The following is a 25,139-nucleotide window of genomic DNA, read 5'->3' on the forward strand; positions in this document are numbered from 1 at the left end:
TGGTGAAGTCGCTCTGGCTTGTGACCGGAGCGGGCGACACTTGGTTGCCTGCTGGCGGAGGAGCAGGCGATGCAGAAGGGATTGGAAGACACGCGTCCGAAGGCCGCCGCCGGGATCGCGCTCATGGTGGCCGGCGTTGCATGCCTTAGTGCCAACGATGCCTTTGCCAAGACGCTGACGGCGGATTACCTGCCGATCCAAATCCTGTTCATCCGTAATCTCATCGCGTTGCCCGTCGCGGCCCTGATCGCCTGGAAAATGGGCGGAACGGCGGCCTTGCGCACCACGCGGCCCGCCGCCCATTTGGTGCGGGGGACGATCTGGATTGCCGCGGCGACGCTGTTCTTCACCAGCCTGTCCTATCTTGGCCTCGCAGAGGCAACCGTGCTGATCTTCGCCGCGCCCGTCTTCATCACGGCGTTGTCGGCGCTGGTGCTGAAGGAACATGTCGGCTGGCGGCGCTGGTCGGCGGTGCTGGTCGGTTTCCTGGGCGTGCTGATCGTCGTCCGGCCGGGCGCATCGACCTTCCAGGCCGCGTCGCTTCTTCCCGTTTTCACGGCGCTTCTCTACGCGGTGCTGATGATCAGCGCCCGCTGGGTCGACCAGCGCGAAACTGTCTGGACGCTGATGTTCTATCTGACGGGCGCGGGGACGCTTCTCAGCGCGCTGGTGATGCCCTTCGTCTGGACACCGCTGCGGCTGGAGGATCTCTGGCTGTTCGTCGGTATCGCGGTGGTTGGAACGGCCGGCATCACCATGATGACCCAGGCTTTCCGGTTTGCCCCGGCGGCGGTCGTCGCGCCGTTCGACTACACCGCCCTGATCTGGGCAACGCTGATGGGCTGGCTGTTCTGGAACGAGATTCCCGACGCGCTGACCTGGGTCGGCGCGGCGGTGATCATCGCCAGCGGTGCGTTCATCGTCTGGCGCGAGAGCCGGGTGGCGAAGGCGGCGTAAGGCCGCGGAAATAAGCCGGGCGGAAATGGCGCCGGGGGTTGCGGTGTCGCCTTTCGAACGCCAGTTGTCTATGTGTGCGCGGGGTCGCCGCGCATTGGGCCGGTTCAGGCCTCATTTCAACAAGGGACGAATTCCATTTGACAAATCAGGTACACAAGAATTTTTCGGATCGCCGCCAGGATGCGGCGGACGCCAAGAAGAAACTTCTGGAGAAATTCAAGGCCGCTCCGGGGCCGGACGATCCGCAAGTGGCCGCAAGGCGTGCCGAACGCGCGGCGATTGCCGAGGCCCGCGAAGAGCGTCGCGCCGAGCGCGAGCGCCTGGCTCTCGAGGAGAAAGAGCGCAAGGAGGACGAAGCCGCAGCCGCGGCGGAAGCCGCTGAACTGGCCGCGAATGCGGACCGGCTTGCGCGCGAGGCCGAGGAAGCGAGCCGCATCGAGCGTGCCGTCGCGGATGCCGCCGCAATGAAGGCGAAGCGCGACGAACGTTATGCGGCGCGCAAGGCCCGGCAGCGCTAGGCAAACCTGCCATCTGTGGCGGCGGGGTGTCCTGCCGCCGAATCTATTTTGTCGCGATCCATATGACATGGCGGGCGCCGCGCTTGCCGCGCGCCCGCGCCGTCACTTCCTCGACCGCATAGCCCGACTGGCGGAGCCGCTTGGTGAAAGCCGGGCTCTTGTGGGACGACCAGACAGCGAGAATGCCCTTCGGAGTGAGTGCACGCCGGGCGAGCGCCAAGCCCTCCAGGCCGTAAAGCGCGTCGTTTTCGTCGCGGGTCAGGCCCTCGGGGCCATTGTCGACGTCGAGCAGGATCGCATCCCATCCGCCCTTCGAGATCGCCTCTGCGACGTCGCCCACATGCACGGTGACGCGCGCGTCGTCGAGGCTGCCCTCGAACAGTCCGGCGAGCGGTCCGCGCGCCCATTCGACGACCGCCGGAACCAGTTCGGCGACAGTGATCCGGGCATCGTTTCCGAACTCCGACAAGGCGGCGCGCAGCGTGAAGCCCATGCCGAGGCCGCCGATCAGGATCTTCGGGGGCGTACGGTCGCCGACCCTTTCCCGGGCAAGCCGTGCCAGCGCCTCCTCGGACCCGAACATGCGGCTGTTCATCAGCGCCGTCGGGCCGGTCATGATCGAGAATTCGTCTCCGCGCCGGATCAGCCGCAGTTTCTGGCCGTCTCCGGGCACGGTCGCGGTGTCGATTTCTATCCATGGCTGCATGCTGCGGATTTCCTTTCCGTTACGCCCTGGCGCGACGCTGCAGCAGCACCAGTCCGGCGGCGACGATGAAGGCGGCGCCGACGATCGTCGCGAGCCCCGGCACCTCGCGGAAGGCGAGATAGCCGATCGTCGCCGTACCGATCAGTTCCACATAGACGAGCGGCGAAAGGGTCGTCGTGTCGGCATAGCGGAAGGCGGTGATCGACAGGATGTGGCTGGCGGCCGAGAACAGGCCCAGCCCGGCAAACAGCAGCAGGTCGCCGACCGCCGGCGTTGACCAGGCGAAGAGTGCCTGGGGCGTCAGCAGCAGCGCGCCGAAGACGCACTGAAAGGCAAGCGTGCGGATCGGATCGCTCTGGCGCGAGGCGAGCCGCGTCGCGATCATGTAGAGCGCGAAGAAGACACCCGCCCCGAACGCCATGAGCAGGCCGGGATCGACCGCGCCGCCGGGTCTCAGCATGATGAGCGCGCCGACGAAGCCGAGGGCAAGGCTCAGACCTTTTCGCCATGTCAGCCGTTCGCCGAAGAAGGCGACGGACAGCACGACGGCGACGATCGGTCCGACGAAGAAGGCGGTGATCGCCGTCGCCAGCTCTATGCGGGCGATGGCGAGGAAGTAGAGCGTCATCGACGAGACCAGGAACAGCGTGCGCAGCGCATGGGCGGGCCGGTCGCGGCGCGGGAAGACCTGCTTTCCGTGCATTGCCACGGCCACGGGCAGCACGGCGAGGCAGGCGACGGCATAGCGCGCCCAGGCGAGAAAGAGCGGCGAATAGTCGGCGCTCAGATATTTGGCGAAGCCATCGACGGCGGGGATCGTCAACATGGCCACCGTCATCAGCGCGATGCCGCGCGGCGTGGAGGAGGGGGACTCGGCGGTATCGGGAGAACTCATGGAGGACGCTGTAGCGCGATGGCGTGGCGTGGGGAAGCGGTTCCGCGCGCTCGCGCGCCGTTTCGGTCGCGCTTTCGGCGATCTCTGGACATTGCGCGGGCGGGGACCAGATGCAAGGGTGAGACGGTCATGAAGCCTGAGGTTTTGCGTTGAGAGCCTTGCAGGAAAAACTCGCATCCATGTGGGAGGCGCTCAACCCGCCGGAACCCACGCCCAAATACCTCGCCACCTTCATGGGCACCGTGATCGTGCTGTTCACGGCGGCCTATCTGATCGGGCAGGCGCTGGCGGCCGCATAGGCTGCGCCCGCCGACCGCGCGACGCGGCGACGTCGTTGCGAACAGCGATATGCCGAACCGTCATGAACTGTTGGGCGACAAGGCGCCCATGGCGAGCCCGTGCAGGTCCGCCAGGACTTCGTCGATCTCGTGGTTCCGTCGCGCGCGACGGCCGGGCGGCGGGCCGACCCGTATGGGCGAACGGCGGACGGCTTTGGCGTTCGTCCGGTCGCGCCGTTGCTGCAGGCGGGCGAGGCGGCGGGCCTCCGCGCCGATATCGCCGAGCGCGCGGCCCATCGACAGGATGCGCCGGCAGAGCGGCCGCGCGTCGATTTCGTCGTTGGGAAACCGGTACCAGCCGGCGGGCACAGGCGTCGGCTCGGACAGGCCGATGACGGTGATGCGCGGAAAGCTTTTCGGCGACCGCGACGGCGGGGCGAAGGAAAACCGCTTCACCGGGTCGGTGAGCGGGAAGGGCGGAACCGGGGTATCGGCGTTGCCGCCGGCTGCCTTGCGGGACGGCTTGCTCCCCGTTTCGCCGCAGCCCAGCCCGTACATGAACACACCGACCGGCGGCGGGATGTCGACGATCCGGCGCGCGGCGATGACGATTAGCCGGCGCAGTGCGGATTCGGCCGCGCGCAGGATGCGCCGTACCGCGCTGTGGCGATGGCGCGGCAGGGTTTCCGGCATCGCGCCGTCCGCCATCTCTGCCATGGCCGCGAGCATGGCGACGATGCGCAGCAGGATCGCGCGGTTGCGGTCGATGGCCAGCGTCCAGTCCATGCGTTCTTTTCCGTTGTTGCGGGCGGAAGCAGGGTAAGGGCGGTTTGCGGGCGGTGGATAAAGTTTCGTGGATGGAAAGGCTTACAGGGGGGCAAGTCCCTGTACTAAAAGATTTTTTCACTGGTCGCTTCGCGACGACCCCCACCCTGTATCCCTCCCCACAAGGGGGAGGGAGGACAAGAAAATCGCGCTTTCACCTACACCATCCAGCCAAGCTCTTCGTGTTGAGCCTGGCTCGATGTGGGAGAACCTGTGCGCGATGCCCACGGATTCCCTCCCCCTTGTGGGGAGGGATGAAGGGTGGGGGTTTTCCAGAAGGCTCGGATCAGTGCATTGAGGGCGCGATAGCCACTTAGGCTTACTTGTTGCCGTGGCCGAAGCCGGAGCGGCCCTTGAGGAATTTGTCCATGTCCTTCTTCTCGAGCGCTTTGTCGCGCGAGATGAGCCAGGCACCGGCGCACAGGCCGATCAGCGCGGCCGCGCCGACGCCGATGGCGATCGTGGTTTCGGTGTTCTGGCGACGTCGGTCGAACAGGCCGAGCGAGGGGAGGCTGGAGCGTGACGGAAGGTAATCGGCGAACGTGTCGCGGTCCGGGAGATGGTCGCGGTACTTGCGGGGCAGGTGCCAGTTCATGGGAAGCCTCCTGGGTTCATGGGTCTCGAACGGAGAATGTTCGGGGAGGCGGAGGGGTTCCCGGGGGGCTATGGATGTTCGTGACTAGCGCTTTACGGTCCCCCCCAACGCGTCATCCTCGGGCTTGACCCGAGGGTCCACGGCAAGGAGGCTCGAAATGTCATGGCGGGCTATGTCTACATCATCACGAACCACAAGAAGGGCACGCTCTATATCGGCGTGACCAGCGACCTCGAAGGACGCATTTACAAGCATCGTGAAGGCCTGACGCCGGGCTTCGCGTCACGCTATGGCTGTACCCGGCTGGTCTGGTACGAACAGCACGACCACATCTCGGACGCGATCCAGCGGGAGAAATCGCTGAAGCGCTGGTACCGCAAGTGGAAAATCGACCTGATCGAGGCGATGAACCCGGGCTGGGATGATCTTTATCTTGATTTGAACAAGTGAGTTTCGCCGCGAGGCGTTGCCAGAGGGTGACGGAGGTGGGGATGGGCACAGTGGCCGAACTCGGACGTTGGCGATTGGCGCTTACGTCCCCCCAAGTTGTCATCCTCGGGCTTGACCCGAGGATCCACGGCCAAGGAAGCGCTGGACGTGATGGCGGGCTGGCTGCGCGTCGTTTGGCTGGATCGCTTTCTTTCCTGCTCGGATAGGAGTGTTCCCCAGCCGTGGATCCTCGGGTCAAGCCCGAGGATGACGGAGGAGTGGATGGGCTTTGAGGCAAGTCTCGGACGACGGCGATTAGCTGCATTGGCTGCGCTGTTTGTCTCAAATGCTGGCGATTAGCGCTTCACGCCCCCAAGTCGTCATCCTCGGGCTCGACCCGAGGATCCACGGTCAGGAGGCGCTGGACGTGATGGCCGGCTGGCTGCGCGTCGCTCGGCTGGATTGCTTTCTTTCCTGCTTCGATATGTGTGTTCCCTATCCGTGGATCCTCGGGTCAGGCCCGAGGATGACGGAGAATGGGATGGGCATTAAGGCTAGTCTCGGACTTCGGCGATTGGCCGGATTGGCTTCTGCCATTTTCCAGTCGGTCCCGGATATCGGCGATTAGCGCTTTATGTCCCCCCAAGTCGTCATCCTCGGGCTTGACCCGAGGATCCATGGCCAATGAGGCGCCGAACGTGATGGCCGGCTCATTGCGGATTGCCGCGCTGGATCGCTTTCTTTCCTGCTTCGATATGTGAGTCCCCCAGCCATGGATCCTCGGGTCAAGCCCGAGGATGACGGAGCAGGGGGCGGGCCTTGATGCTTGGGAACCCTTATTCGTTCGCGCCGGTCATCGAATCGCCGCAGCTACCTTCTCCCACAACGGGGCAAGGGAGGACGGGGTACCATTTTGTCATTTCGATTCGGCGGTATCCGCCTGATATGGGCGTTTAGGCAATTCACTATAAAACCCGAAAGAGCGTCCCAAACGGCACGTAGGTGCTCAGGAGAAGGAGCGAAATTGGCGGAATGGACATAGCCATTTAGCGTGTCTGCAGAAATGAGTGCGTCGTGTTGCGCAAACTTCTCAAACATAGATAGATCTCTTTTTGAGATTTTGTTCTCAGAATATTGATGACGAGCCGCTTTTTGTACACGCTTTGCAAGCGTGTCTTTCGGTGATTTTTCTAATTTTCTTATTGAAATGTAGTTCTCAGTTGAAATTTCGAGCAAAACGCGAAATAAGACTGATATCGCATTGGGATGCTCGCTAAGCTTTAAATGAAATTGAAGTTCCTCCCAAATTGCTTTGTGGCGTTGTAATCGGCCTGTCCATACAATTTCGAAGTGGGTATTCGGAATTAGAGTGGTTTGTTTCGGTGGTCGATAAGCGGGAACCGAAGGTCGCGTTTTGGTAGGGGGTGGAGTCTGAGAAGGCGTTGATCGGGATGGGCGCGGAGAATGCTGGCCTGTCAAAGAATGTTCAGCTTTCGGTAGAACTCCCTCGTCATCCAGAGTATCAAGATAACTTAATTTACCTTCAGTATCCCATAAATGCCCAAGTACTAAGCGCTTGCTTGCTAGGTCCTGTGTAATGCGTTGCATAGCGCGCAGCACTATCTTTTCCTGGTGCGTATACTCAAATTTCCCTTTTTTAACGGCGAAGCCGACCCGGTTCCGATATTGTTCTGAAGAGAGTAGGCGGTTTAAGTTTGCTCTGGGTATTTTTTGCCTTGGCAGCATGCCAGCCTCTGTTAGGCGCTTCTCAATTTCTTCGGCTACGCTGGCCCCACCTCCTTTTCCCGTACGATTAATGAAGTTTGCCTTCATCCTATCGTCCCACGTGCTTTGACCAACGCCGCTTTGTGAACCGGTGTGTCGACGAAATAGTATTTCGTCTATCCGGTCGCGATCAGTTTCAACCTGACATTGGATTGCATCCGGAAAGTCACCTTTCCATTCTCCTCGCAGCGCCGAAAAGTACTCTTGGAGTTCTATTGTCGGTGCGCGGCGAGGATTATCGAGCAATTTTAGGCAAGTGACTCTACGATTTCCGTCGAACACAATGTAGAGATCTTCATTTGGCACCACGAGCGGTGGTTCATAGAGAATACCGGCATTGACGATATCCTTCGCGAGGTTTCGCATGTGGTTTTCTAACGTGTTGAATAACCACGCTATTGAAGCAGTTTCATTTTCCAGTTCGCCGTGACGATCATTCGCTCGGTTAACTTGCAAATCTCGAATTAGTAAGTTTCGGTATGTCATTTTTTCGACCAAGAAATTATAAACCCTGCGCTTTGTACAAGCGCAGGGTAAATATTATCTCAGTGCATTGCTGAACGACAATTCAGCTTTTAGGCATATCAACTACACCCGCTCGTGCTCCCACACGTGTCGCACTTCAGGCATGTGCCGTTCCGCACCATGGTGAAGTTGGAGCATTCCGGGCACATGTCGCCGGTGTAGCCTTGCATCATCGCCTTCATGCGGCGGTCCGCTTCCAGCTTCTTCGCGTCGATGGTGGCTTCCTTTTCCGCGAGCGGCGAGAGGCCGGTGGCTTCGGCCTTGGCCTGGTCGGCCGCGGCGTCCGCTTCGGTCTCGGTCTGGAAGTCGGCCTGGCGGTCGGCGTAGTCCCGCTTGAAGGCGGAGGCTTCCTCGAAGAGTTCGCCCACCGGCTTGGCGGCGGTCGCCAGCGTGGTCTTGGCCGAGGCGGCCGCCACGGCGGTCACCCGGTTGACGTTCGATGCCTTCGGCGCCGCGGCGCGGGCAGGCGTGCCGCCGGCCGAGCCTGCCGGGGCGTCGGATTTGCCGGAGACGACCGACAGCTTGTGGCCGCGTGTCCAGCCGGTCGAGACGGGCTGCGTCTTGCCTTCGGAAATGCCCCGGCCGAGCGGCGTGGAGTCGAATTCCGACTGGTCGACATGGGCGAGGTCGTGGCGGCCGAGATAGGAGACCGCCAGTTCGCGGAAGACATAGTCGAGGATCGACGTCGCCGACTTGATGGCGTCGTTGCCCTGGACCATGCCGGCCGGCTCGAACTTGGTGAAGACGAAGGCGTCGACATATTCCTCGAGCGGCACGCCATATTGCAGGCCGAGCGAGACCGAGATGGCGAAGTTGTTGATCAGCGCGCGGAGCGTCGAGCCTTCCTTGTTCATGTCGAGGAAGATCTCGCCGAGACGGCCGTCATCATATTCGCCGGTCCGAAGGAACACTGTGTGCCCGCCGATCTTGGCCTTCTGGGTGTAGCCCTTGCGCCGCGTCGGCAGCTTTTCCTGTTCGCGCGACACCTTCTCGATGATCCGCTCGACGATGCGCTCGGACACTTCCGCCGCGCGGGCGGCGGCCGGGGCCTCGATGATCGCCTCGATCAGATCGTCCTCGTCCTCCTCGTCCTCGATCAGCGAGGCGTTGAGCGGCTGCGAGAGCTTGGAACCGTCGCGGTAGAGGGCGTTGGCTTTCAGCGCCAGCTTCCAGGACAGCATGTAGGCCTGCTTGCAGTCGTCCACCGTAGCGTCATTGGGCATGTTGATCGTCTTGGAGATCGCGCCCGAGATGAAGGGCTGGGCGGCGGCCATCATGCGGATGTGGCTGTCGACCGAGAGGTAGCGCTTGCCGATCTTGCCGCACGGATTGGCGCAGTCGAAGACGGCGTAGTCCTCTTCCTTCAGGTGCGGTGCGCCTTCCAGCGTCATCGCGCCGCAGATGTGGATGTTGGCGGCCTCGATGTCGGCCTTGGAGAAGCCGACATGCGTCAGCAGGTCGAAGGCCGGGTCGGAGAGCTTTTCCTCCGGCACCTCGAACTTCGCCATCTGCTCGTCGCCGACCGTCCAGCGGTTGAAGACGAACTTGATGTCGAAGGCGGATTTCAGCGCCTTGTTGATCGTGTCGATCGTCTCTTCGCCGAAGCCCTTGGCCCGCAGCGAGCCGGGGTTGATGGCCGGGGCCTGGTCGAGCGTGCCGTGGCCGACGGCGTAAGCCTCGATCTCGGCGATCTCGTGCTCGGAGTAGCCCAGCGTGCGCAGCGCTTCCGGCACGGCGCGGTTGATGATCTTGAAGTAGCCGCCGCCGGCGAGCTTCTTGAACTTCACAAGCGCGAAGTCGGGCTCGATGCCGGTCGTGTCGCAATCCATGACGAGGCCGATCGTGCCGGTCGGCGCGATGACGGTGGCCTGGGCGTTGCGGTAGCCATTCTTCTCGCCAAGCGCGATGGCCTTGTCCCAGGCGGCCCTGGCATGCGTGATCATCTCCTGGTCCGGGCAGTCCTCGGCCTTGAGCGGCACGGGATTGACCGCCAGCGCTTCATAGCCCTGCGCCTCGCCATAGGCCGCGCGGCGGTGGTTCTTCATCACGCGCAGCATGTTCCTGGCGTTCGGCTTGTAGCCGGGGAAGGGGCCAAGCTCGCCGGCCATTTCGGCCGAGGTCGCATAGGCGACGCCGGTCATGACGGCGGTCAGCGCACCGCAGATGGCGCGGCCCTCGTCCGAGTCGTAGGGGATGCCGGAGGTCATCAGCAGGCCGCCGATATTGGCGTAGCCGAGGCCGAGCGTGCGGTATTTGTAGGAGAGTTCCGCGATGCGCTTGGACGGGAACTGCGCCATCATGACGGACACTTCCAGCACGACTGTCCACAGGCGCACGGTATGCTCGTAGCGGTCGATGTCGAACTTGCCGGTCGCCACGTCGCGGTACTGCAGCAGGTTGATCGAGGCCAGGTTGCAGGCCGTGTCGTCGAGGAACATGTATTCCGAGCACGGGTTGGACGCCCGAATCCGGCCCTCGGCGGGGCAGGTGTGCCAGTCGTTCATCGTCGTGTTGAAATGGATGCCCGGATCGGCGGAGGCCCATGCGGCGTAGCCGACGCGCTCCCACAGTTCCTTCGCCTTGACCGTCTTGGCGACCTTGCCGTCGCGGCGGTTCATCAGGTTCCACTCGCCGTCGGATTCGACCGCGCGCAGGAACTCGTCCTTGACCGAGATGGAGTTGTTGGAGTTCTGGCCGGAGACGGTCAGATAGGCTTCCGAATCCCAGTCCGTGTCGTAGGTCTTGAACTCGATGTCGGTGTAGCCCTGCTTCGCAAACTGAATCACACGCTTGATGTAATTCTCTGGAACCATTGCCTTTTTCGCCGCCTTGATCTCGCGCTTGAGGGCGGTGTTCAGCTTCGGATCGTAGCAGTCGTCATTGTCGGCCTCGCAATTGACGCAGGCTTTCATGACGGCGGTCATGTGTTTGCGGACGGTCTTGGAGCCGGTGACGAGGGCGGCGACCTTCTGCTCTTCATTCACCTTCCAGTCGATATATTGCTCGATATCCGGGTGATCGATGTCGACGACGACCATCTTGGCCGCGCGGCGGGTCGTGCCGCCCGACTTGATGGCGCCGGCGGCGCGGTCGCCGATCTTCAGGAAGGACATCAGGCCCGACGACTTGCCGCCGCCGGAGAGTTTCTCGCCTTCGCCGCGCAGTTCGGAGAAGTTGGAGCCGGTGCCGGAGCCGTATTTGAACAGGCGCGCCTCGCGCACCCACAAATCCATGATGCCGCCGTCATTGACGAGGTCGTCGCCGACCGACTGGATGAAGCAGGCATGCGGCTGCGGATGCTCGTAGGCGGAATCGGACTTTTTCAGCTTGCCGGTGAAGGGATCGACATAGAAATGGCCCTGGCCGGGGCCGTCGATGCCGTAGGCCCAGTGCAGGCCGGTGTTGAACCACTGCGGCGAGTTCGGAGCGACGCGCTGGGTGGCGAGCATGTAGCAAAGCTCGTCGAAGAAGGCGCGGGCGTCTTCCTCGCCGTCGAAATAGCCGCCTTTCCAGCCCCAATAGGTCCAGGTGCCGGCGAGGCGGTCGAAGACCTGCCGCGCATCGGTCTCGGATCCGAAGCGCTCGTCCTCGGGCAGTTCGGCCAGCGCCTTTTCATCGGCAACGGAACGCCACAGCCAGGACGGGACGGAATTTTCCTCGATCTTCTTCAGCCGCGCGGGCACGCCCGCCTTGCGGAAATATTTCTGCGCGAGGATGTCGGCCGCCACCTGGCTGAACTGCGATGGCACGTCGATGTCTTCCAGACGGAAAACGATCGAGCCGTTCGGGTTCTTGATCTCGCTCGTCGCCTTGCGGAAGGCGATTTCGGCGTAGGGTGACTGACCTTCTTTGGTAAACCGGCGTTCTATGCGCATCTCGTTTAACCTTCGTCCCTCTATATATAGTGTGCCTGTCCGTTTGGCCAAAGCCGTGTCCACGGCACACGAATTCCTTTTCGGGCCGCCTGTGACCGCCCGTCCCACTCCGCTGATGCGAACTTCCCGAAAACGCTCGGAAATTCGCTCTCAACACTGACTACTAATGATTGCCACCCGGTTTTTTCGGTATCCCGATTCCGTCTGGAAGGGTCACCTTATGTTGTGTCAAAGTTGGACGCAAACACTAAATATAGCGTTAACTTCCCCTTTGCACATCCTTTCGACCGATTGACCGGACCCCCTGCACGCACGCAATTTCCCTGGCTCGCGGTGAATGTGAAACACCCGCCCGCAAGGCCGAAAACCTGAACAAAACCTGAGATCGCCGGCTGAAAAACAACATTCCGGCATCGCGACTCCTGTCACGCTCCGTTCATAAAAAGCGACTCGGGGGACCCGGTCAAGAGCTAGGATTCCGCAAATGCATTAACGCAATATGTTGTGTGTGGAAGTGTGGAAGCCGGGGATAAGTCAAATACCGGGGTTTCCCCGGACTTCACGACATGTGCAGCCGCGCGATCGCCGGGGCACGCTTCAAAAAAGAATTTTTCTTGCCGCGCGGCGGGTGCCGTTATTGGACGCGATTTCGGGCATATGGGCTGCGGAGGAGGCGTGCGCGAGGCCGAATCGGTTCCCGATGGCGGGGCGCCGGCAAGCCTTGTTGTGGAGAGCATCGGCATCACTGTCGGAATTCGCGCTCTCTATCCCGGCATGTCGCTCTGCGCCTGACTGCCGGCGATCGCGATCGGTCTCGCCGGATCGCCATCGACAGCCTCTGAAACCGTAAATTCGCCGTTGGGCAAAAGGTGGGTAAACATCTAATCGCGACTACCTGATATTTTCCGCAGTCATTTTTACAGGGTCTTAAGTCGGGTGCTGTTTAGTAAGCGGGCACAAACGGTAGAACCGACCCTTGGCATGAGCGCCAAATCCGGCGTGTGCATGTTTCCGGACCGTATTGTCCGGCCGCTCCGCGATATCGCTTCGCGTCGAGCTTGCCGGTACGAAGGGCTTGCAGGTTCATGCTCAACAAACTCAATAACATGTCGCTGACCGCGAAAATCGCCATCTTCATGATTGTCGTGAACCTGTGCGGGATCGCCGCTTTGGCCGGCTACACCTGGACAACGGAAATCCGCACATCCGTGGCGGCCGCTGTCGATAAATGGACCCGCGATACCGAACAGTTCGCGTCGCTCGCCGCCGGCGGCATCAAATGGGGCAAGGCGGAAGTCGTGCAGGACTCCTACGCGCTCTACCGCGACGACCCCTCGCTCAATCTCGTGCAATTCGCCGCCTTCAATCGCGACAACGAGATCGTCGATTCTTGGACCCGTGACGGCGCCGAAGCGCTGCTGAGCAGTGCCGAAATCGCCGTTCTTGCCGAACAGGCCGCTGCCGAAGGCGAGGGGACGAGCGACCATCTCGGAGATGGTGTCGCTGCCGTCACCGTGGTTCTGCCGAAGAACGCTGCCGGCCAACAAAGCGGCGAGGTCGTCACGGTCTGGACCACCGCGCCGATCTACGCGACCGCCGAATGGAACGCGGTCATGCTGTTCGCGATCCAGAGCGTTCTCGTGGTCGCCGCGTTCGGGCTTCTCTTGCTCATCATGCGCCGTCTGATCGCGACGCCGCTCAACGCGATGTCGCACAGCATCGGCCGCATGCAGGAGGGCGATTTCGAATCCGAAGTGCCTTACCAGCACAAGGGCGACGAGATCGGCTTCGTGGCAAGGTCGCTGGAAACGTTCCGCGGCGAATTTATCGCCAAGCAGGAAGAAAGCCGTCTTGCCGACGAGCAGCGCCAGGGCTTCGAGGCCGAGCGCGCGGAGAACTCGAAACGCACCGTCGCCGCAGCGGAAGCGCAGTCGCGCGCCGTGGGCGAAGTCGCCGCCGCGCTCGCAAAGCTGGCCGATGGCGATTTCACGTGCCATCTCGACGATCTCGGCCCGGATTTCGAGACGCTCGTCACCGATTTCAACCGTATGGTCGATTCCGTCTCGGCAACGCTTGCCGATGTGAAGAACGCATCGCGCGAAGTCGATTCAGGCTCGGTCGAACTGGCCAATTCCGCCGACACGCTCGCCAGCCGGACCGAACAGACCGCAGCTTCGCTGGAGGAGACGGCGGCAGCGCTTCACGAGATGACGTCGACGGTCAAGGAATCCTCCGACCGCGCGGCCGAGGCGGGATCGCTTGTCACCAAGACGAAGCAGGACGCCGCCAGCTCCGCGACCGTGGTCCGCGAGGCCATCACCGCCATGGACCGGATCCAGAAATCGTCCTCGCAGATCGGCCAGATCATTTCCGTCATCGACGAAATCGCCTTCCAGACAAACCTCCTGGCGCTGAATGCCGGCGTCGAGGCGGCGCGTGCGGGCGAGGCGGGGCAGGGCTTTGCCGTGGTCGCTCACGAAGTCCGCGAACTGGCCCAGCGGTCCGCCAACGCGGCCAAGGAGATATCGAAGCTCATCGGCGAATCCGGCAAGGAAGTCGAGAGCGGCGTAAAGCTCGTCAACCAGACCGCGGAGTCGCTGCTCGGCATCGAGGGGCAGGTCAACGAGATCACGACACGCATCGAAACGATCATCGGCGGCTACCGCGAACAGTCGACCGGTCTCGACGAGATCAATACCGCCGTCGTCAGCATGGACCAGGCGACCCAGCAGAACGCGGCGATGGTCGAGGAGACCAACGCGGCCTGCCAGGAACTGCGCGCGCAGGGCGCCCGGCTGAACAAGATCATTTCCCGCTTCGCGATCGCCGAAAACCTCGTGGCGCCAGCGCCTCGCGCCGAGCCGGCGCGCGGCCCGCAGGTTGCCAAACCGAGGCGGTCAGCGGCCCCGGCGATTGTCGGCAACACCGCGCTCGCCGCGGCGCCCGGCGACTGGGAAGACTTCTGATCACAGCACCTATCCAAATCATGCAATCGAAAAGTTAGGAGTAAGCATGAAGACCACGATCCTTAAGGCCGCGCTTGCCGCCACCGCCATGACCTTCGCCGTCAATGCCTCGATGGCATCCGGCGAACACATTCCGGCGGTTACAGACTACGCCAACGCCAACATCAAGCCCTGGCTGTCCGACGCGGCTGTCGTCGCTGCGATCAAAGCGCAGAACGAGGCCAACTCCGGCCTGGCACAGGCCGATATCGACTCGCTCGACCAGAAATGGCGCGCCGGCGTTGATGGCGGCGACATGACACTGATCGACACGGTGCTCGCCAATTCCCTGTCGGACTATCTGCGCGAGAAGCAGATGGGCTCGAACGGCGTCATCACCGAAATCTTCGTGATGGATGCGAAAGGCCTCAATGTGGGCCAGTCGGACGTCACCTCCGATTACTGGCAGGGCGACGAAGGAAAATTCCAGAAGACCTACGGGTCGGGCGACGCCGCGGCGATCTTCGTCGATGAAGCCGAGAAGGACGAGTCGACGCAGATGCTGCAGAGCCAAGTGTCGATGACGGTCGCCGACGAAACCGGTCAGCCGATCGGCGCGATCACGGTCGGGATCAACCTGAACACACTCTGACGTTCGAACTCCAGTCGAACGAAAAGGGCCCGCTTGCGGGCCCTTTTTTGTGTCCGGGTTTCAGAACTGTTGCCTTAGCTTCAGGTTCAGCGACACCGAATTCATCCCGCCATCGAAACCGGTTCCGAAGACAATCCGGCTGTCGATGCTCATGTCGTTGCGGAACGTCGCGCGCATTCCCGCGGTGAACGTCGCTCGCGTCGATGCATCCTCGACGACCGTGCTGCCCACTGCCAATGAACTCGCATTGTCGAAATCATGGTGCAGCTTTGCACCGCCAAACGGCGTCCAGCTCCTCAAAGGCCCCTGGAGGGAGAGGAAGGTTCGCTCGATTTCCAGGCCGGCGGAAGCTGTGGCCGTCTCGTTTCGGCTGCCAGGGACTACGCTACTGCTGCTGTCGGTGTATCCGGCTCTCTGGCTCCACGCGTAGCCGAGTTCGGCGGAGGGGCGGATTACGATCCCGCCGGACGCGTTGATTCTTCCAGAGAGGCGAGCCGAGAGTGCGGTCTTTCCCGCGTCATAGCGCCCCGTTGTGCCTGACGATCGCGTTTCAATCCATGCATGATCGTGCGAGATGGAAACGGACGCCTTCAGGCCAGTCCCCATGCGACGTGTCAGCGACACCGATATGCCGGCCGCGGTGTAGTCGTTCTCGCGGTCGATGCCGGTCGTGTCGAGGGAGCCGAACCGCAGCTTGAATACCGAGGAAATCGCGGTTTGAGGCGCGAGGCGATAGGCGAGACCCGTGCCAATGCTTCCTTCCGCGCCCTGGCGCCCGATTGCCGAGCCGTCGTCGAACAGCGTGATACCGCCCGCGATCCAGCTCGACAATCGACGGTTGGAGGATAGCGCGCGATAGGAGTCGATGCCGTTAAAACGCATGGCGAACCGGGCGGACTGATCGCTCCCGTCCATGAAAATGTCCATTGGTGACGTCGGCGCAGTCTCGGGGGCATAGCTCAGCGGTACCTGGCCGTTCACCAGTTCGTCCCTGATCGGATCGACCTGCGGAGCCTGACCGGCGGCGTTACGAAGCTTGTTGAGCAGGAAGTTTTCGTCGATCCGCAGGTTTCTGATGATGTCTTGCAGGGCCTCGTCCTGTTCCTGCAACTGCTTCAGATAGGCTTCGTCTCTCTCTCGTGCAGCATTCGGGTTCAGGTCTGTCTCGGGGACGTCATCGAAGGGCACGCGGGAGATATATGCGTTCCGGTCGATCCTGGATTTCAAGGCTTCGGCGCGTGCACGAATGTACTTGTGCTGGAATTCAAGCCATATCATTCGCTCCCACACGCTATCTTCGATGACGCGCTTCATCTCCTCGATGAGCGCGATGCGCCTGGTCCAAAGCTCGGCACGGATGGATAAAACCGTGTCGCCGGCAAGCAGATCGTCAATCCTGGTGATTTCCTGAAGCAGCGAGGCAGCGCGTATTCTGGCGTCCGGTATCAGTATGCCGAGGTCGATCTTTTCCGTCCGGCCATCGGGACGCGCCACGGTCCCTACGGATGGCGCGCGCTCATCGATGGGAACGGACAGACTGCCTGGCCCGCGATCTTGTCCACCATCCGGCAGAACTTCATCGACAGCATCGCGATCGAAGCTGGAATACAGGTCGGAGGTCGTCTTTTCCTTCGAGAGCAGGATGTCGGCGATCGCGTCAGCCTCGCGTGCCGCCCGTTCCTCGGAACTCGTCCCGCCACCATCTCCGCCGCCTGTTCCGCCTCCGGTTCCATCGCCGCTGCCGTCTCCGGATCCGTCGCCGCTTCCGTCACCACCCCCGCCCCCGGACGCCTCGGTGCAGGTGACGGTTACTGTGGAATCGGGAAACCCGCCGGATGAATCATAGGTCTGAAAAAACTGGTAGAAATCGTGATAGCCGTCCTGCGCGATCGTATATTCGGCGCTTGCGGGGACACTGCCGGGACTGGCGTTGAGGATCGAGCCGTTCGCGGCCGGGTTGCTGCCGCTGTCGAAGCTGTTGAAGGATATCTGCCAGGAATAAAGCGGATGGCCGGACTGGGTGAAGGTAACCGTTTCGCCCGTCTCGAACGTACCGGTGACGGAAAACACATAGCCGCCGATCGAGGTGCTGGCGGTTTCCGTGCGCGTGTCGGGTAATGCGGCGCAACCGGTAGACAGCGCAACCGCGTCGACTGTCGTTCCCGCCCACGAAAAGGCACAAGCGGCAAGCGCCATCAAAGGGATGGCAATCGGTCTGCGATGCATGCGGTCCCCCGACCCAAAACTGCACTGCGATGACTATACGTAAGCTTCGCAGCCCGCGGGGAGCCAAAATTGCCCCTTTTGGGCAGTTGGTCAGGGGATTTCGGGGAAAAATGTTGCCGTCTGGCAACAGTCCTTGGCTAGCCCTTGTGGCCTTCGGCGATCGGCTCCTGGTAGGTGAAGCCGAGATCCCAGGGGAAGTAGATCCAGGTGTCCTGGCTGACTTCGGTGACGAAGGTGTCGACCAGTGGACGGCCTTTCGGTTTGGCGTAGACCGTTGCGAAATGCGCCTTGGGGAGCATGGCGCGCACGAGGCCGGCCGTCTTGCCGGTGTCGGTCAGGTCGTCGACGATCAGGATGCCTTCGCCGTCATTGACGAGCAGGTTGGCGTCGACTTCCTTGAGGACCTCGATGTCACCCTGTGTCGTGTAGTCGTGATAGGAAGCGACGCAGACCGTTTCGATGATGCGGATGCCCAGTTCGCGGGCGATGATCGCCGCCGGGACGAGGCCGCCGCGTGTGATGCAGACGATCGCTTTCCAGCCATTGCCGGTGCCGGCGATGCGCCAGGCGAGCGCGCGCGCGTCGCGGTGAAACTGATCCCAGGAGACGGGGAAGGCTTTTTCGGGCAGGGACATGCCGGTGGTCCGATCGTGTCGTTTGGAATGTGGAAACCGGATTTAGCCGGATTGGGAATGCACGGCAAGTTCGCCGCCTGTCGCGGCGGGGCATGAAGTTGTGGAGAGCGTGATTTCCGGACGGGCGCAACGCGCCGCCATGCCCGATGACGCGGTCAGGCGCTCAATTCCGCAACCAGCGCTGCGACCGTAGCTTCGGCTTCCTCGAGGCGCGCTTCGTCGCCGCCGCGCAGCACGATCTCGGTCCAGAAGCGGCCTGAATCGTGTTTCGGATAGGAGCCGATCGCGATGTCGGGATAGTCGTCCTGGATCCGGGCGAGCGGTTCGCCGATCGTTCCCTCGCCGAACGGGCAGTGGACGGAGCGCGAGAGCAGAACGCGGCCGGTGCGCAGGGTCGGCACGACATTGTCCAGCATGGCCTGGAAGACGGCCGGGACGCCGGCCATGACATGCACGTTGCCGATAACGAAGCCAGGCGCGACAGAGACCGGATTGTCGATATGGCCCGCGCCCTCGGGCATGCGGGCCATGCGCTTGCGCGCGTCGGTGAACTCGATGTTTCGCCCGGCGTAGAACTCGCCAAGCAGTTGCATCGCGGCCGCATCGTGATCGCAGGGCAGGCCGAAGGCCTTGGAGATGGCGTCGGCGGTGATGTCGTCATGGGTCGGGCCGATGCCGCCGGAGGTGAAGACATAGGTAAAGCGTTCGCGTAGCGCATTGACCGCCGCGATGATCGCGGCTTCGTCGTCGCCTACGATCCGGATCTCCTTCAGGTCGATGCCGATGGCGGTCATGACAGCGGCAAGGTGCCCGGAATTCTTCTCGCGAATGCGGCCGGACAGAATCTCGTCGCCGATCACGACCATGCCGGCGGTGACGATGGAAAGGCCGGTTTTTTCTTTTGATTCGGTTGGCATGCGCGCGCTCCGGTGTTGCGGGTGTTTTAGGCGGCGGAGCGGGCGTTGTGAAGCGGGATTGAACGGCCAGTGCTCGCGGCCTCCACAGCCTTTGCGCTTGATCGTCCCGCCGCGCTCGGCTAGCGCTTGTCGCGGGCCCCCTTGGCGGAACTGGTAGACGCAAGGGACTTAAAATCCCTCGGCCTTTGGCCGTGCCGGTTCGAGTCCGGCAGGGGGCACCACTTTCCGTTTTGAGGTTATCCTACCAAGTCCGCGAGAGTGATCGAAATTTATGGGATTCCTGGATTTTCGTCTATTTGATAGTCCGGGATCGCCCAGCTACGTCCGTTGGCATCCAGCGATTTTGTTGGTATCTTCGTGGGCATGATAGCCAAATACCAACGGCCCGCTGGCTGCGATACCAACATATGCCGCTGACAGATACCAAGCTTCGCGGTCTCAAGCCGACCGAGAAGCCTACGAAACATAGCGATGGCGGCGGGCTGTTTCTGCTCGTAACACCGCAGGGCTCGAAACTTTGGCGCCTGGCCTATCGCTTCGGGGGTAAGCAGAAGACGCTTGCGTTCGGCAGCTATCCGATCGTTACGCTCGCAGAAGCGCGGGAGAAACGGGATAACGCCAAACGACTACTGGCAGAGAAAATCGATCCATCGCAGCAGGCCAAGCTGGAAAAGCTAAAGAGGCAGGTTTCCAGCGCCAACTCGTTCAATGCGGTTGCTGACGAACTAATCGCCAAGGCCGAACGAGAGGGGAAGGCGGAATCGACCCTGATCAAAAAGCGGTGGCTGTTGGGCTTCGCACGTCGGCATTTCGGCGAAAAGCCAATCACAGAGATCACTGCGCTGGAAATCCTCGTTCCGCTTCGCGAGGTCGAGAGCGATGGCAACTACGAAACGGCACGGAGACTTCGCGCGACCATCGGACAGGTATTCCGATACGCCATTTCGACGGCTCGTGCCGAAAACGATCCGACGTTCGGTCTGCGCGGCGCACTGATCACTCCGACCGTGACCCACCGTGCGGCAATCACGGACAGGGAGAAATTCGCCGGCCTTGTGCGAGCCATCTGGGGGTATGATGGCGCACCGGAGACCTGTGCAGCACTGAAACTGATGTGTCTGCTCTATCCACGCCCTGGCGAAATGCGCCAGGCGGTATGGGATGAGTTCGACTTCGACAACGCGATCTGGTCCATTCCGGCACATCGCGCCAAAATGCGCCGCGAACACCGCAAGCCGCTTTCAAGAATAGCCATCGAGATCCTGCTCGGCCTCAGACGCCTGACAGGTAATCGCGCGCTCGTTTTCCCGTCCATTCGCTCTCCGCAGAGACCAATCAGCGAGAATACGCTGAACGGTGCGCTTCGTCGGCTTGGTTACACTCAAGGCGAGGCAACTTCGCATGGATTTCGCGCTTCGGCATCCAGTCTGCTGAACGAAAGCGGCAAGTGGCATCCAGATGCAATCGAAGCTGAACTCGGTCACCTCGGAGTCGACCAGGTCCGCCGCGCCTATCATCGCGCAGCTTACTGGGAAGAAAGGGTCAAGATGACAGAATGGTGGTCAGCCGAGATCCGATCTATGCTTAAAACAGCCTAGTGCAACATCCGACTTCGACTCACATAGCGCGCTCAAGCAGCATGTCCGGATTCCATCCAGAAGCAGACATATCATCGCCCGATTCTGAGACGGCCGCTTTGTGCCATGCAACGCCAACGCGCGCGGACACTGCTATGAAACTGAAGCTCATCGAGACGGCTCGGTCTGTTCCCAATCTCGCTTGACCTGGGATTCAATCTCCGCCCGTCCGACCCTCATCTCGTCGGAACCTCTACCGATTAGCACCACGTCCTCCTCATCGACAAAGGCTGACATGAAGCCATACTGGTCCCGCTTGGCGTAATTGTTGGCCGATGTATTCAGTGCGCGTGTAACTGCAGATCGGCGTGGAATATCCTTCCCCATAAATCGAAATGCCGTGCGACTTGGCCCGGAACGAGGAGATGAAAAGGGGAGTGTGCCGCTGTTCTTGCTTGCGGCGGCATACGGAGTGTCAATCGATCAGCGCGGCAACCTGTTTGACATGATACGCCAGCTTCTCCCGGTCGCCCAGCGTTTCGACATTTAGGCGCAACAGAGGTTCGGTGTTCGAGGCCCGCAGGTTGAAGCGCCAGTCGGGGAATGTCAGCGACAGACCGTCCGTGAGGCCTTCCGCGTCGGCTTTGTGCTTCAGGGCGTTCGAGACGCGTTGGATGGCATTGGCCGGGTTCACGACACGGAAGTTGATTTCACCCGAAGACGGAAAGGCCGTCCGCGCTTCCGCGACCAGTTCAGCCAGCGGCTTTCCGGTGCTGCTCAAGAGCTCGGCGACCATCAGCCACGGGATCATGCCGCTGTCGCAGCACATGAAATCGCGGAAATAGTGATGGGCCGACATCTCGCCGCCATAGATCGCGCCGGTGTCACGCATGGCCTGTTTGAGGAAAGCGTGTCCGGTGCGGGCTGCATGTGCCCGGCCGCCGCCGCGCGCGATCTCGGACTGGGTGTTCCAGACGACCCGGGGGTCGTGCACGACGGTGGCACCGGGTTCCTTGGCGAGAAATGCCCGCGCCAGCAAGCCGACCACATATTCGCCGGGAATGAACTGGCCGGTATGGTCGAAAAGGAAACAGCGATCGAAATCGCCATCCCAGGCGACACCAAAATCGGCTCGACGTCGCCGAACGTGACCCGGCAGACGAAGTCATGAAATGCCGATTGCCCCTCGATCCGCTTCAGCAAGGCATCCCGATCCTCAGGACAAAGGAGGTCCTTGAACTTCAGTTCCAGCAGCCTGGATTTCGACATGCGTGTGACCGCGCTCATGCGCGGCGAACAACTGACGATTTTCAGGCTCTCGTCCAGTTCGTATAGCCAGTCTGATCCGTTTTCCTGGAATTCGCGAAGCAGCAGCTCGATGACTTCTCCGCGTTCCCGGGTCGCTTCCTCGGCGACGGTTCTTTCGATGAAGAATTGCGCCAGTCGGTGAACGGTGTAGAGGATGATTATCGAGTACAGTCCCAGCAAGAAGGCAACGGGCCACAAATGCGCGATATCCGTGCGGAATACTCCGATATACGCACCAGTTGCCATCGGGACGACATAGGTGAAAGCCGCCAGCGGGAGACTTGAAAGGGAAAACGCGCCGGCTCCGATCATTCCCGTTATGACCGTTGCGATCAGGAGTTCCTGCTCATGTCCCGCCGTTGGAAACCAGATCGCAGGCATGAGCCCCCAGACCGTTCCCAGAAACAGCGAATTGGCGATCGCGGAAACGATCGTGCCCTTCCGGCTCGAATCGGCCTGCCAGTGTCTGCGGATCTTCGGCACTTTCCAGAGAACGCGCAGGGCATATGCGGTCACCAGTCCGCCCCAGACGAGCAGAGCCGTATCATGTGTGTTCCGCCAAAGCGCTGCCACGACAATGATCACATTGATGATATTGACGAGCATGTTGCCGATCATGAAGCGCAGCGCCGATTGGATCTGGCTCGCGCGGATTCGGCCGTCTATTCGGGGGTGACCTGTCGGTTCGAGTTGGCTGTCGAACCAACTGCGCAGGTAAATCGTCCAGCTCGGCGCGTACATGGCTTTCATTCGGCTTGACCGAACTCGGATTCCTTCATCGATGGAGAGCTATCTCACGCAGGTGAAAATTCCCTGAATCGTGCCGGCGTTTCTATTCGTTGCGCGGGGCTGGCAATTGGGCCATTTCACGGGCAATGTCGTCATGCTCGCCCGGAGACAGCCATGCCCTCGACCAAACCGATCTTCGCCCCGCCCAAGCCGTGGACCGAATGCGCCCGCGACCTCGTCAATGTCGCGATGGGGCGCAAGATGGCCGACCTTGTCGTGCGCAACGGCAAATGGCTGAATGTCCATTCCGGCGAGGTGATCCCGGCCACCGATCTTGCCATTGTCGACGGACGGTTCGCCTATTGCGGGCCCGATGCCTCGCACTGCATCGGCGAGGGCACCAAGGTGGTCGATGCGCGGGGCCGCTATCTCGTTCCGGGTCTTTGCGACGCGCATATGCATATCGAAAGCGGCATGGTGACGGTGACGGAGTTCACGCGCGCTGTCGTGCCGCACGGTACGACCTCCATGTTCGTCGATCCGCACGAGATCGCGAATGTCCTGGGCCTGCCGGGTGTCAGGATGATGCATGACGAGGCCGAAGCGATGCCGGTCAATGTCTTCGTCCAGATGCCGTCCTGCGTGCCCTCCGCGCCGGGTCTGGAGCATGCCGGCGCGTCGCTTGGACCGCACGAGATCGGCGAGGCGATGGCGTGGCCGAATATCATCGGCCTTGGCGAGGTGATGAACTTCCCGGGCGTCGCCGCGAACGAGCAGACCATGGTCGGGGCCATCGAGGCGACGGTGACGGCGGGCAAGACCGTCGGCGGGCACTATGCGTCGCCCGACCTCGGCCTGCCATTCCACGGCTATGTCGCGGGCGGGCCGGAAGACGACCATGAAGGTACGCGCGCCGAAGATGCCATCGCCCGGGTGCGGCAGGGCATGAAGGCGATGCTGCGCCTCGGCTCCGCATGGTACGACGTCGCCGAGCAGATCAAGGCGGTTACCGAACAGGGGATCGACCCGCGCAACTTCATCCTGTGCACCGACGACAGCCATTCCGGCACGCTGGTGCGGGACGGGCATATGGACCGTGTCGTGCGCCATGCCATCGCGCAGGGGCTCGCGCCGGTCACGGCCATCCAGATGGCGACCGTCAACACCGCCCAGCATTTCAAGCTTGAGCGCGAACTTGGATCGATCGCGCCTGGCCGGCGCGCGGATTTCCTGATCGTCTCCAACCTCGCCGAGCTGTCGATCGACGAGGTCTACGGACGTGGCGCGCAACTCGCCAAGGACGGCAAGCTGACCGTCGAGATTCCGCCCTATGATTATCCGGCGGAGGCAAAGGGCACGGTGAAGCTCGGCAAGACGCTCGCGGCCGACGATTTCCTGATCCGCGCGCCGAAGCCGTCCGGTGATGTCGATGTGCGCGTCATCGGCGTGATCGAGAACCAGGCGCCGACACGGGCGCTGGAGGCAAGGCTTTCCGTCGAGGACGGTATCGTCCAGATGGACCGCCCGAACGATGTCTGCCAGATCGCGCTTGTCGAACGTCATCGAGCCACCGGCACGGTCGCCAATGCCTTCGTTTCGGGTTTCGGCTACACGCAGGATTGCGCCATGGCCTCGACCGTGGCGCATGACTCGCATCACATGATCGTCGTCGGCACCAATCGCGAGGACATGGCGATCGCCGCCAACCGCCTCGGCGAGGTCGGCGGCGGAGTGGTGATGATCTCGAAGGGCGAGGAACTGGCGCTTGTCGAAATGCCGATCGCGGGCCTGATGTCCGACGAGCGCGCCGAGATCGTCGCCGCCAAGACGGACATCCTCGGCGCCGCGATGCGCGAAATGGGCTGCACCCTCAACAATGCCTATATGCAGCACTCGCTGCTTGCGCTTGTGGTGATCCCGGAACTGCGCATTTCCGATGTCGGGCTGGTCGATGTGCGGACGTTCGAACAGGTGGACGTGTTCGTGTAGCGACGGATTGGTTTGTTGACGAAGCTGTTTGCGTACTAAAGCCCTCGCGTTTCATGCGCGCCATACGTTTTCCAGTCGAGCAGGGGCAGTGTCGGGCTCAGTTAATCTAGGCTTGGACATTATCGACAAACGCCTGAAGAATGCGGCTATGACCCCGAAACCTTCCGTTGGAGACGCCGAGGGTTGGACCAGGCGTTTTCTGAAGTACCAGGCTCTTCAAGTCGCGGCGCAGCGCCGAGGCGATATTCCTGCTGCCAATCGGCATGGTGAAAAAGTGACCGAAGCGCTGGATGTTCTGGCGAAGACCGGCTTGGAGGGAAGAATGGCCCTCGAAAGGCTGATGAATGATACCGATCCGTCCACGCGGGGCAGAGCTGCGCGTCGTGTGATGGAGTGGGATCCGGATCGAGCGATTCCGGTTCTCGCCCGTCTCCTTTACGAGCAGTCAGATCCACAGAGTGTTTCAGTCGAGGCTGTCCTCATTGTCAGAGAGGCCAGATTCGCGCTTCAGAAGTATTTCGGACTGGACTTATTCGATCCCACGGAATTGCCCGATCGCCTTGCCGCGATGGGGATCACGCTTCCGGAAAAGACATCCCGCGGATTGCGCCGCGAGAATTAGCCCAGAGTTGGTCCGGGATGCCCGTAACTTCGAGGAAGTGGACGTGTTCGTGTAGCGACGTATTCGATCATTTGACGAAGCTGTTATTTCGCCGGTGACGTTCGCGTTTGTTGATTAGTCGTGACTTCTTCGGCACCGGCTCATTTTTGCC

The 25,139-nt window shown here is 61.5% G+C and carries 18 protein-coding genes, 1 tRNA gene and 1 pseudogene; 10 read left to right on the forward strand and 10 right to left on the reverse strand.

Going from position 1 to position 25,139, the window contains the following annotated elements; all coding sequences use genetic code 11:
* The first annotated feature begins 69 nt into the window (after window positions 1-69).
* Window positions 70-957, forward strand: coding sequence for a DMT family transporter (locus ACQK2M_RS12990; RefSeq protein ID WP_425418166.1), 888 nt, complete (start codon window positions 70-72; stop codon window positions 955-957).
* Window positions 958-1,094: 137 nt separating this feature from the next.
* A complete protein-coding gene (locus ACQK2M_RS12995; protein ID WP_425418167.1) occupies window positions 1,095-1,475 on the forward strand; it encodes a DUF6481 family protein in 381 nt (126 codons plus the stop codon).
* 43 nt (window positions 1,476-1,518) lie between these two features.
* Here ACQK2M_RS12995 and ACQK2M_RS13000 read toward each other — a convergent pair whose 3' ends face one another.
* Entirely contained in the window at window positions 1,519-2,181 is a 663-nt protein-coding gene (locus tag ACQK2M_RS13000; protein ID WP_425418168.1) for a spermidine synthase, read from the reverse strand.
* A gap of 19 nt (window positions 2,182-2,200) precedes the next feature.
* Window positions 2,201-3,076, reverse strand: a complete 876-nt coding sequence (locus tag ACQK2M_RS13005) for a DMT family transporter (RefSeq protein ID WP_425418169.1) — start codon at window positions 3,074-3,076, stop codon at window positions 2,201-2,203.
* 149 nt (window positions 3,077-3,225) lie between these two features.
* Between ACQK2M_RS13005 and ACQK2M_RS13010 the strand changes: the two genes are divergently transcribed.
* The gene (locus tag ACQK2M_RS13010; RefSeq protein ID WP_425418170.1) at window positions 3,226-3,375 is read left to right on the forward strand and encodes a hypothetical protein; all 150 of its coding nucleotides are present in this window, start codon (window positions 3,226-3,228) and stop codon (window positions 3,373-3,375) included.
* Between the two features lie 60 nt (window positions 3,376-3,435).
* On the opposite strand, the gene ACQK2M_RS13015 is transcribed toward ACQK2M_RS13010, so the two are convergent.
* Window positions 3,436-4,140 (reverse strand): hypothetical protein, encoded by a 705-nt coding sequence (locus ACQK2M_RS13015; RefSeq protein WP_425418171.1) that lies wholly within the window; start codon window positions 4,138-4,140, stop codon window positions 3,436-3,438.
* Window positions 4,141-4,498: 358 nt separating this feature from the next.
* Window positions 4,499-4,774 (reverse strand): hypothetical protein, encoded by a 276-nt coding sequence (locus ACQK2M_RS13020; RefSeq protein ID WP_425418172.1) that lies wholly within the window; start codon window positions 4,772-4,774, stop codon window positions 4,499-4,501.
* 162 nt (window positions 4,775-4,936) lie between these two features.
* On the opposite strand from ACQK2M_RS13020, the gene ACQK2M_RS13025 reads away from it, so the two are divergent.
* Window positions 4,937-5,224, forward strand: coding sequence for a GIY-YIG nuclease family protein (locus ACQK2M_RS13025; protein WP_425418173.1), 288 nt, complete (start codon window positions 4,937-4,939; stop codon window positions 5,222-5,224).
* 849 nt (window positions 5,225-6,073) lie between these two features.
* Here the strand turns inward: ACQK2M_RS13025 and ACQK2M_RS13030 are convergent.
* Together ACQK2M_RS13030 and ACQK2M_RS13035 are read right to left on the reverse strand one after the other, a co-directional pair.
* On the reverse strand, window positions 6,074-7,486 hold the full coding sequence (locus tag ACQK2M_RS13030; protein ID WP_425418174.1) for a hypothetical protein: 1,413 nt from the start codon (window positions 7,484-7,486) through the stop codon (window positions 6,074-6,076).
* Window positions 7,487-7,572: 86 nt separating this feature from the next.
* Window positions 7,573-11,424, reverse strand: a pseudogene (locus ACQK2M_RS13035) (vitamin B12-dependent ribonucleotide reductase); the annotation flags it as partial.
* A 1,049-nt stretch (window positions 11,425-12,473) separates the two neighbouring features.
* Here ACQK2M_RS13035 and ACQK2M_RS13040 point away from each other — a divergent pair.
* A complete protein-coding gene (locus tag ACQK2M_RS13040) occupies window positions 12,474-14,354 on the forward strand; it encodes a methyl-accepting chemotaxis protein (RefSeq protein ID WP_425418175.1) in 1,881 nt (626 codons plus the stop codon).
* Between the two features lie 46 nt (window positions 14,355-14,400).
* Window positions 14,401-14,985 carry a hypothetical protein gene (locus ACQK2M_RS13045; protein WP_425418176.1) on the forward strand — a complete coding sequence of 195 codons (585 nt, stop codon included), beginning with the start codon at window positions 14,401-14,403 and terminating at the stop codon, window positions 14,983-14,985.
* 60 nt (window positions 14,986-15,045) lie between these two features.
* On the opposite strand, the gene ACQK2M_RS13050 is transcribed toward ACQK2M_RS13045, so the two are convergent.
* The 3 genes from ACQK2M_RS13050 to ACQK2M_RS13060 all read right to left on the reverse strand — a co-directional run bounded on the left by ACQK2M_RS13050 (window position 15,046) and on the right by ACQK2M_RS13060 (window position 18,763).
* Entirely contained in the window at window positions 15,046-17,211 is a 2,166-nt protein-coding gene (locus tag ACQK2M_RS13050; protein WP_425418177.1) for an autotransporter outer membrane beta-barrel domain-containing protein, read from the reverse strand.
* Between the two features lie 137 nt (window positions 17,212-17,348).
* Window positions 17,349-17,846: a xanthine phosphoribosyltransferase gene (gene gpt, locus ACQK2M_RS13055; protein WP_223475036.1), complete on the reverse strand. Its 498-nt coding sequence runs from the start codon at window positions 17,844-17,846 to the stop codon at window positions 17,349-17,351.
* 155 nt (window positions 17,847-18,001) lie between these two features.
* Entirely contained in the window at window positions 18,002-18,763 is a 762-nt protein-coding gene (locus ACQK2M_RS13060; protein ID WP_425418178.1) for a competence/damage-inducible protein A, read from the reverse strand.
* Window positions 18,764-18,898: 135 nt separating this feature from the next.
* On the opposite strand from ACQK2M_RS13060, the gene ACQK2M_RS13065 reads away from it, so the two are divergent.
* Together ACQK2M_RS13065 and ACQK2M_RS13070 are read left to right on the forward strand one after the other, a co-directional pair.
* Window positions 18,899-18,984 (forward strand) — tRNA-Leu (locus tag ACQK2M_RS13065).
* A 186-nt stretch (window positions 18,985-19,170) separates the two neighbouring features.
* On the forward strand, window positions 19,171-20,361 hold the full coding sequence (locus ACQK2M_RS13070) for a tyrosine-type recombinase/integrase (RefSeq protein ID WP_425418179.1): 1,191 nt from the start codon (window positions 19,171-19,173) through the stop codon (window positions 20,359-20,361).
* 454 nt (window positions 20,362-20,815) lie between these two features.
* On the opposite strand, the gene ACQK2M_RS13075 is transcribed toward ACQK2M_RS13070, so the two are convergent.
* Entirely contained in the window at window positions 20,816-21,388 is a 573-nt protein-coding gene (locus tag ACQK2M_RS13075) for a hypothetical protein (protein WP_425418180.1), read from the reverse strand.
* A gap of 1,163 nt (window positions 21,389-22,551) precedes the next feature.
* On the opposite strand from ACQK2M_RS13075, the gene ade reads away from it, so the two are divergent.
* On the forward strand, window positions 22,552-24,366 hold the full coding sequence (gene ade, locus ACQK2M_RS13080; RefSeq protein ID WP_425418181.1) for an adenine deaminase: 1,815 nt from the start codon (window positions 22,552-22,554) through the stop codon (window positions 24,364-24,366).
* 112 nt (window positions 24,367-24,478) lie between these two features.
* Window positions 24,479-24,988, forward strand: a complete 510-nt coding sequence (locus ACQK2M_RS13085) for a hypothetical protein (RefSeq protein ID WP_425418182.1) — start codon at window positions 24,479-24,481, stop codon at window positions 24,986-24,988.
* Window positions 24,989-25,139 lie beyond the last annotated feature (151 nt).

Origin of the sequence: Oricola indica (genome assembly GCF_965227485.1) — a bacterium.
GTDB classification, from domain to species: Bacteria; Pseudomonadota; Alphaproteobacteria; order Rhizobiales; family Rhizobiaceae; genus Oricola; species Oricola indica.

Excerpts from the sequence above, each read along its gene's own strand:
- ACQK2M_RS13050 (WP_425418177.1), bottom strand. The coding sequence starts at position 17,211 with ATGCATCGCAGACCGATTGCCATCCCTTTGATGGCGCTTGCCGCTTGT.
- ACQK2M_RS13045 (WP_425418176.1), top strand. The coding sequence starts at position 14,401 with ATGAAGACCACGATCCTTAAGGCCGCGCTTGCCGCCACCGCCATGACC.
- ACQK2M_RS13040 (WP_425418175.1), top strand. The coding sequence starts at position 12,474 with ATGCTCAACAAACTCAATAACATGTCGCTGACCGCGAAAATCGCCATC.
- ACQK2M_RS13000 (WP_425418168.1), bottom strand. The coding sequence starts at position 2,181 with ATGCAGCCATGGATAGAAATCGACACCGCGACCGTGCCCGGAGACGGC.
- gpt (WP_223475036.1), bottom strand. The coding sequence starts at position 17,846 with ATGTCCCTGCCCGAAAAAGCCTTCCCCGTCTCCTGGGATCAGTTTCAC.
- ACQK2M_RS13025 (WP_425418173.1), top strand. The coding sequence starts at position 4,937 with ATGGCGGGCTATGTCTACATCATCACGAACCACAAGAAGGGCACGCTC.
- ACQK2M_RS13005 (WP_425418169.1), bottom strand. The coding sequence starts at position 3,076 with ATGAGTTCTCCCGATACCGCCGAGTCCCCCTCCTCCACGCCGCGCGGC.
- ACQK2M_RS13070 (WP_425418179.1), top strand. The coding sequence starts at position 19,171 with ATGCCGCTGACAGATACCAAGCTTCGCGGTCTCAAGCCGACCGAGAAG.
- ACQK2M_RS13020 (WP_425418172.1), bottom strand. The coding sequence starts at position 4,774 with ATGAACTGGCACCTGCCCCGCAAGTACCGCGACCATCTCCCGGACCGC.
- ACQK2M_RS13015 (WP_425418171.1), bottom strand. The coding sequence starts at position 4,140 with ATGGACTGGACGCTGGCCATCGACCGCAACCGCGCGATCCTGCTGCGC.
- ACQK2M_RS12990 (WP_425418166.1), top strand. The coding sequence starts at position 70 with ATGCAGAAGGGATTGGAAGACACGCGTCCGAAGGCCGCCGCCGGGATC.
- ACQK2M_RS13060 (WP_425418178.1), bottom strand. The coding sequence starts at position 18,763 with ATGCCAACCGAATCAAAAGAAAAAACCGGCCTTTCCATCGTCACCGCC.
- ade (WP_425418181.1), top strand. The coding sequence starts at position 22,552 with ATGCCCTCGACCAAACCGATCTTCGCCCCGCCCAAGCCGTGGACCGAA.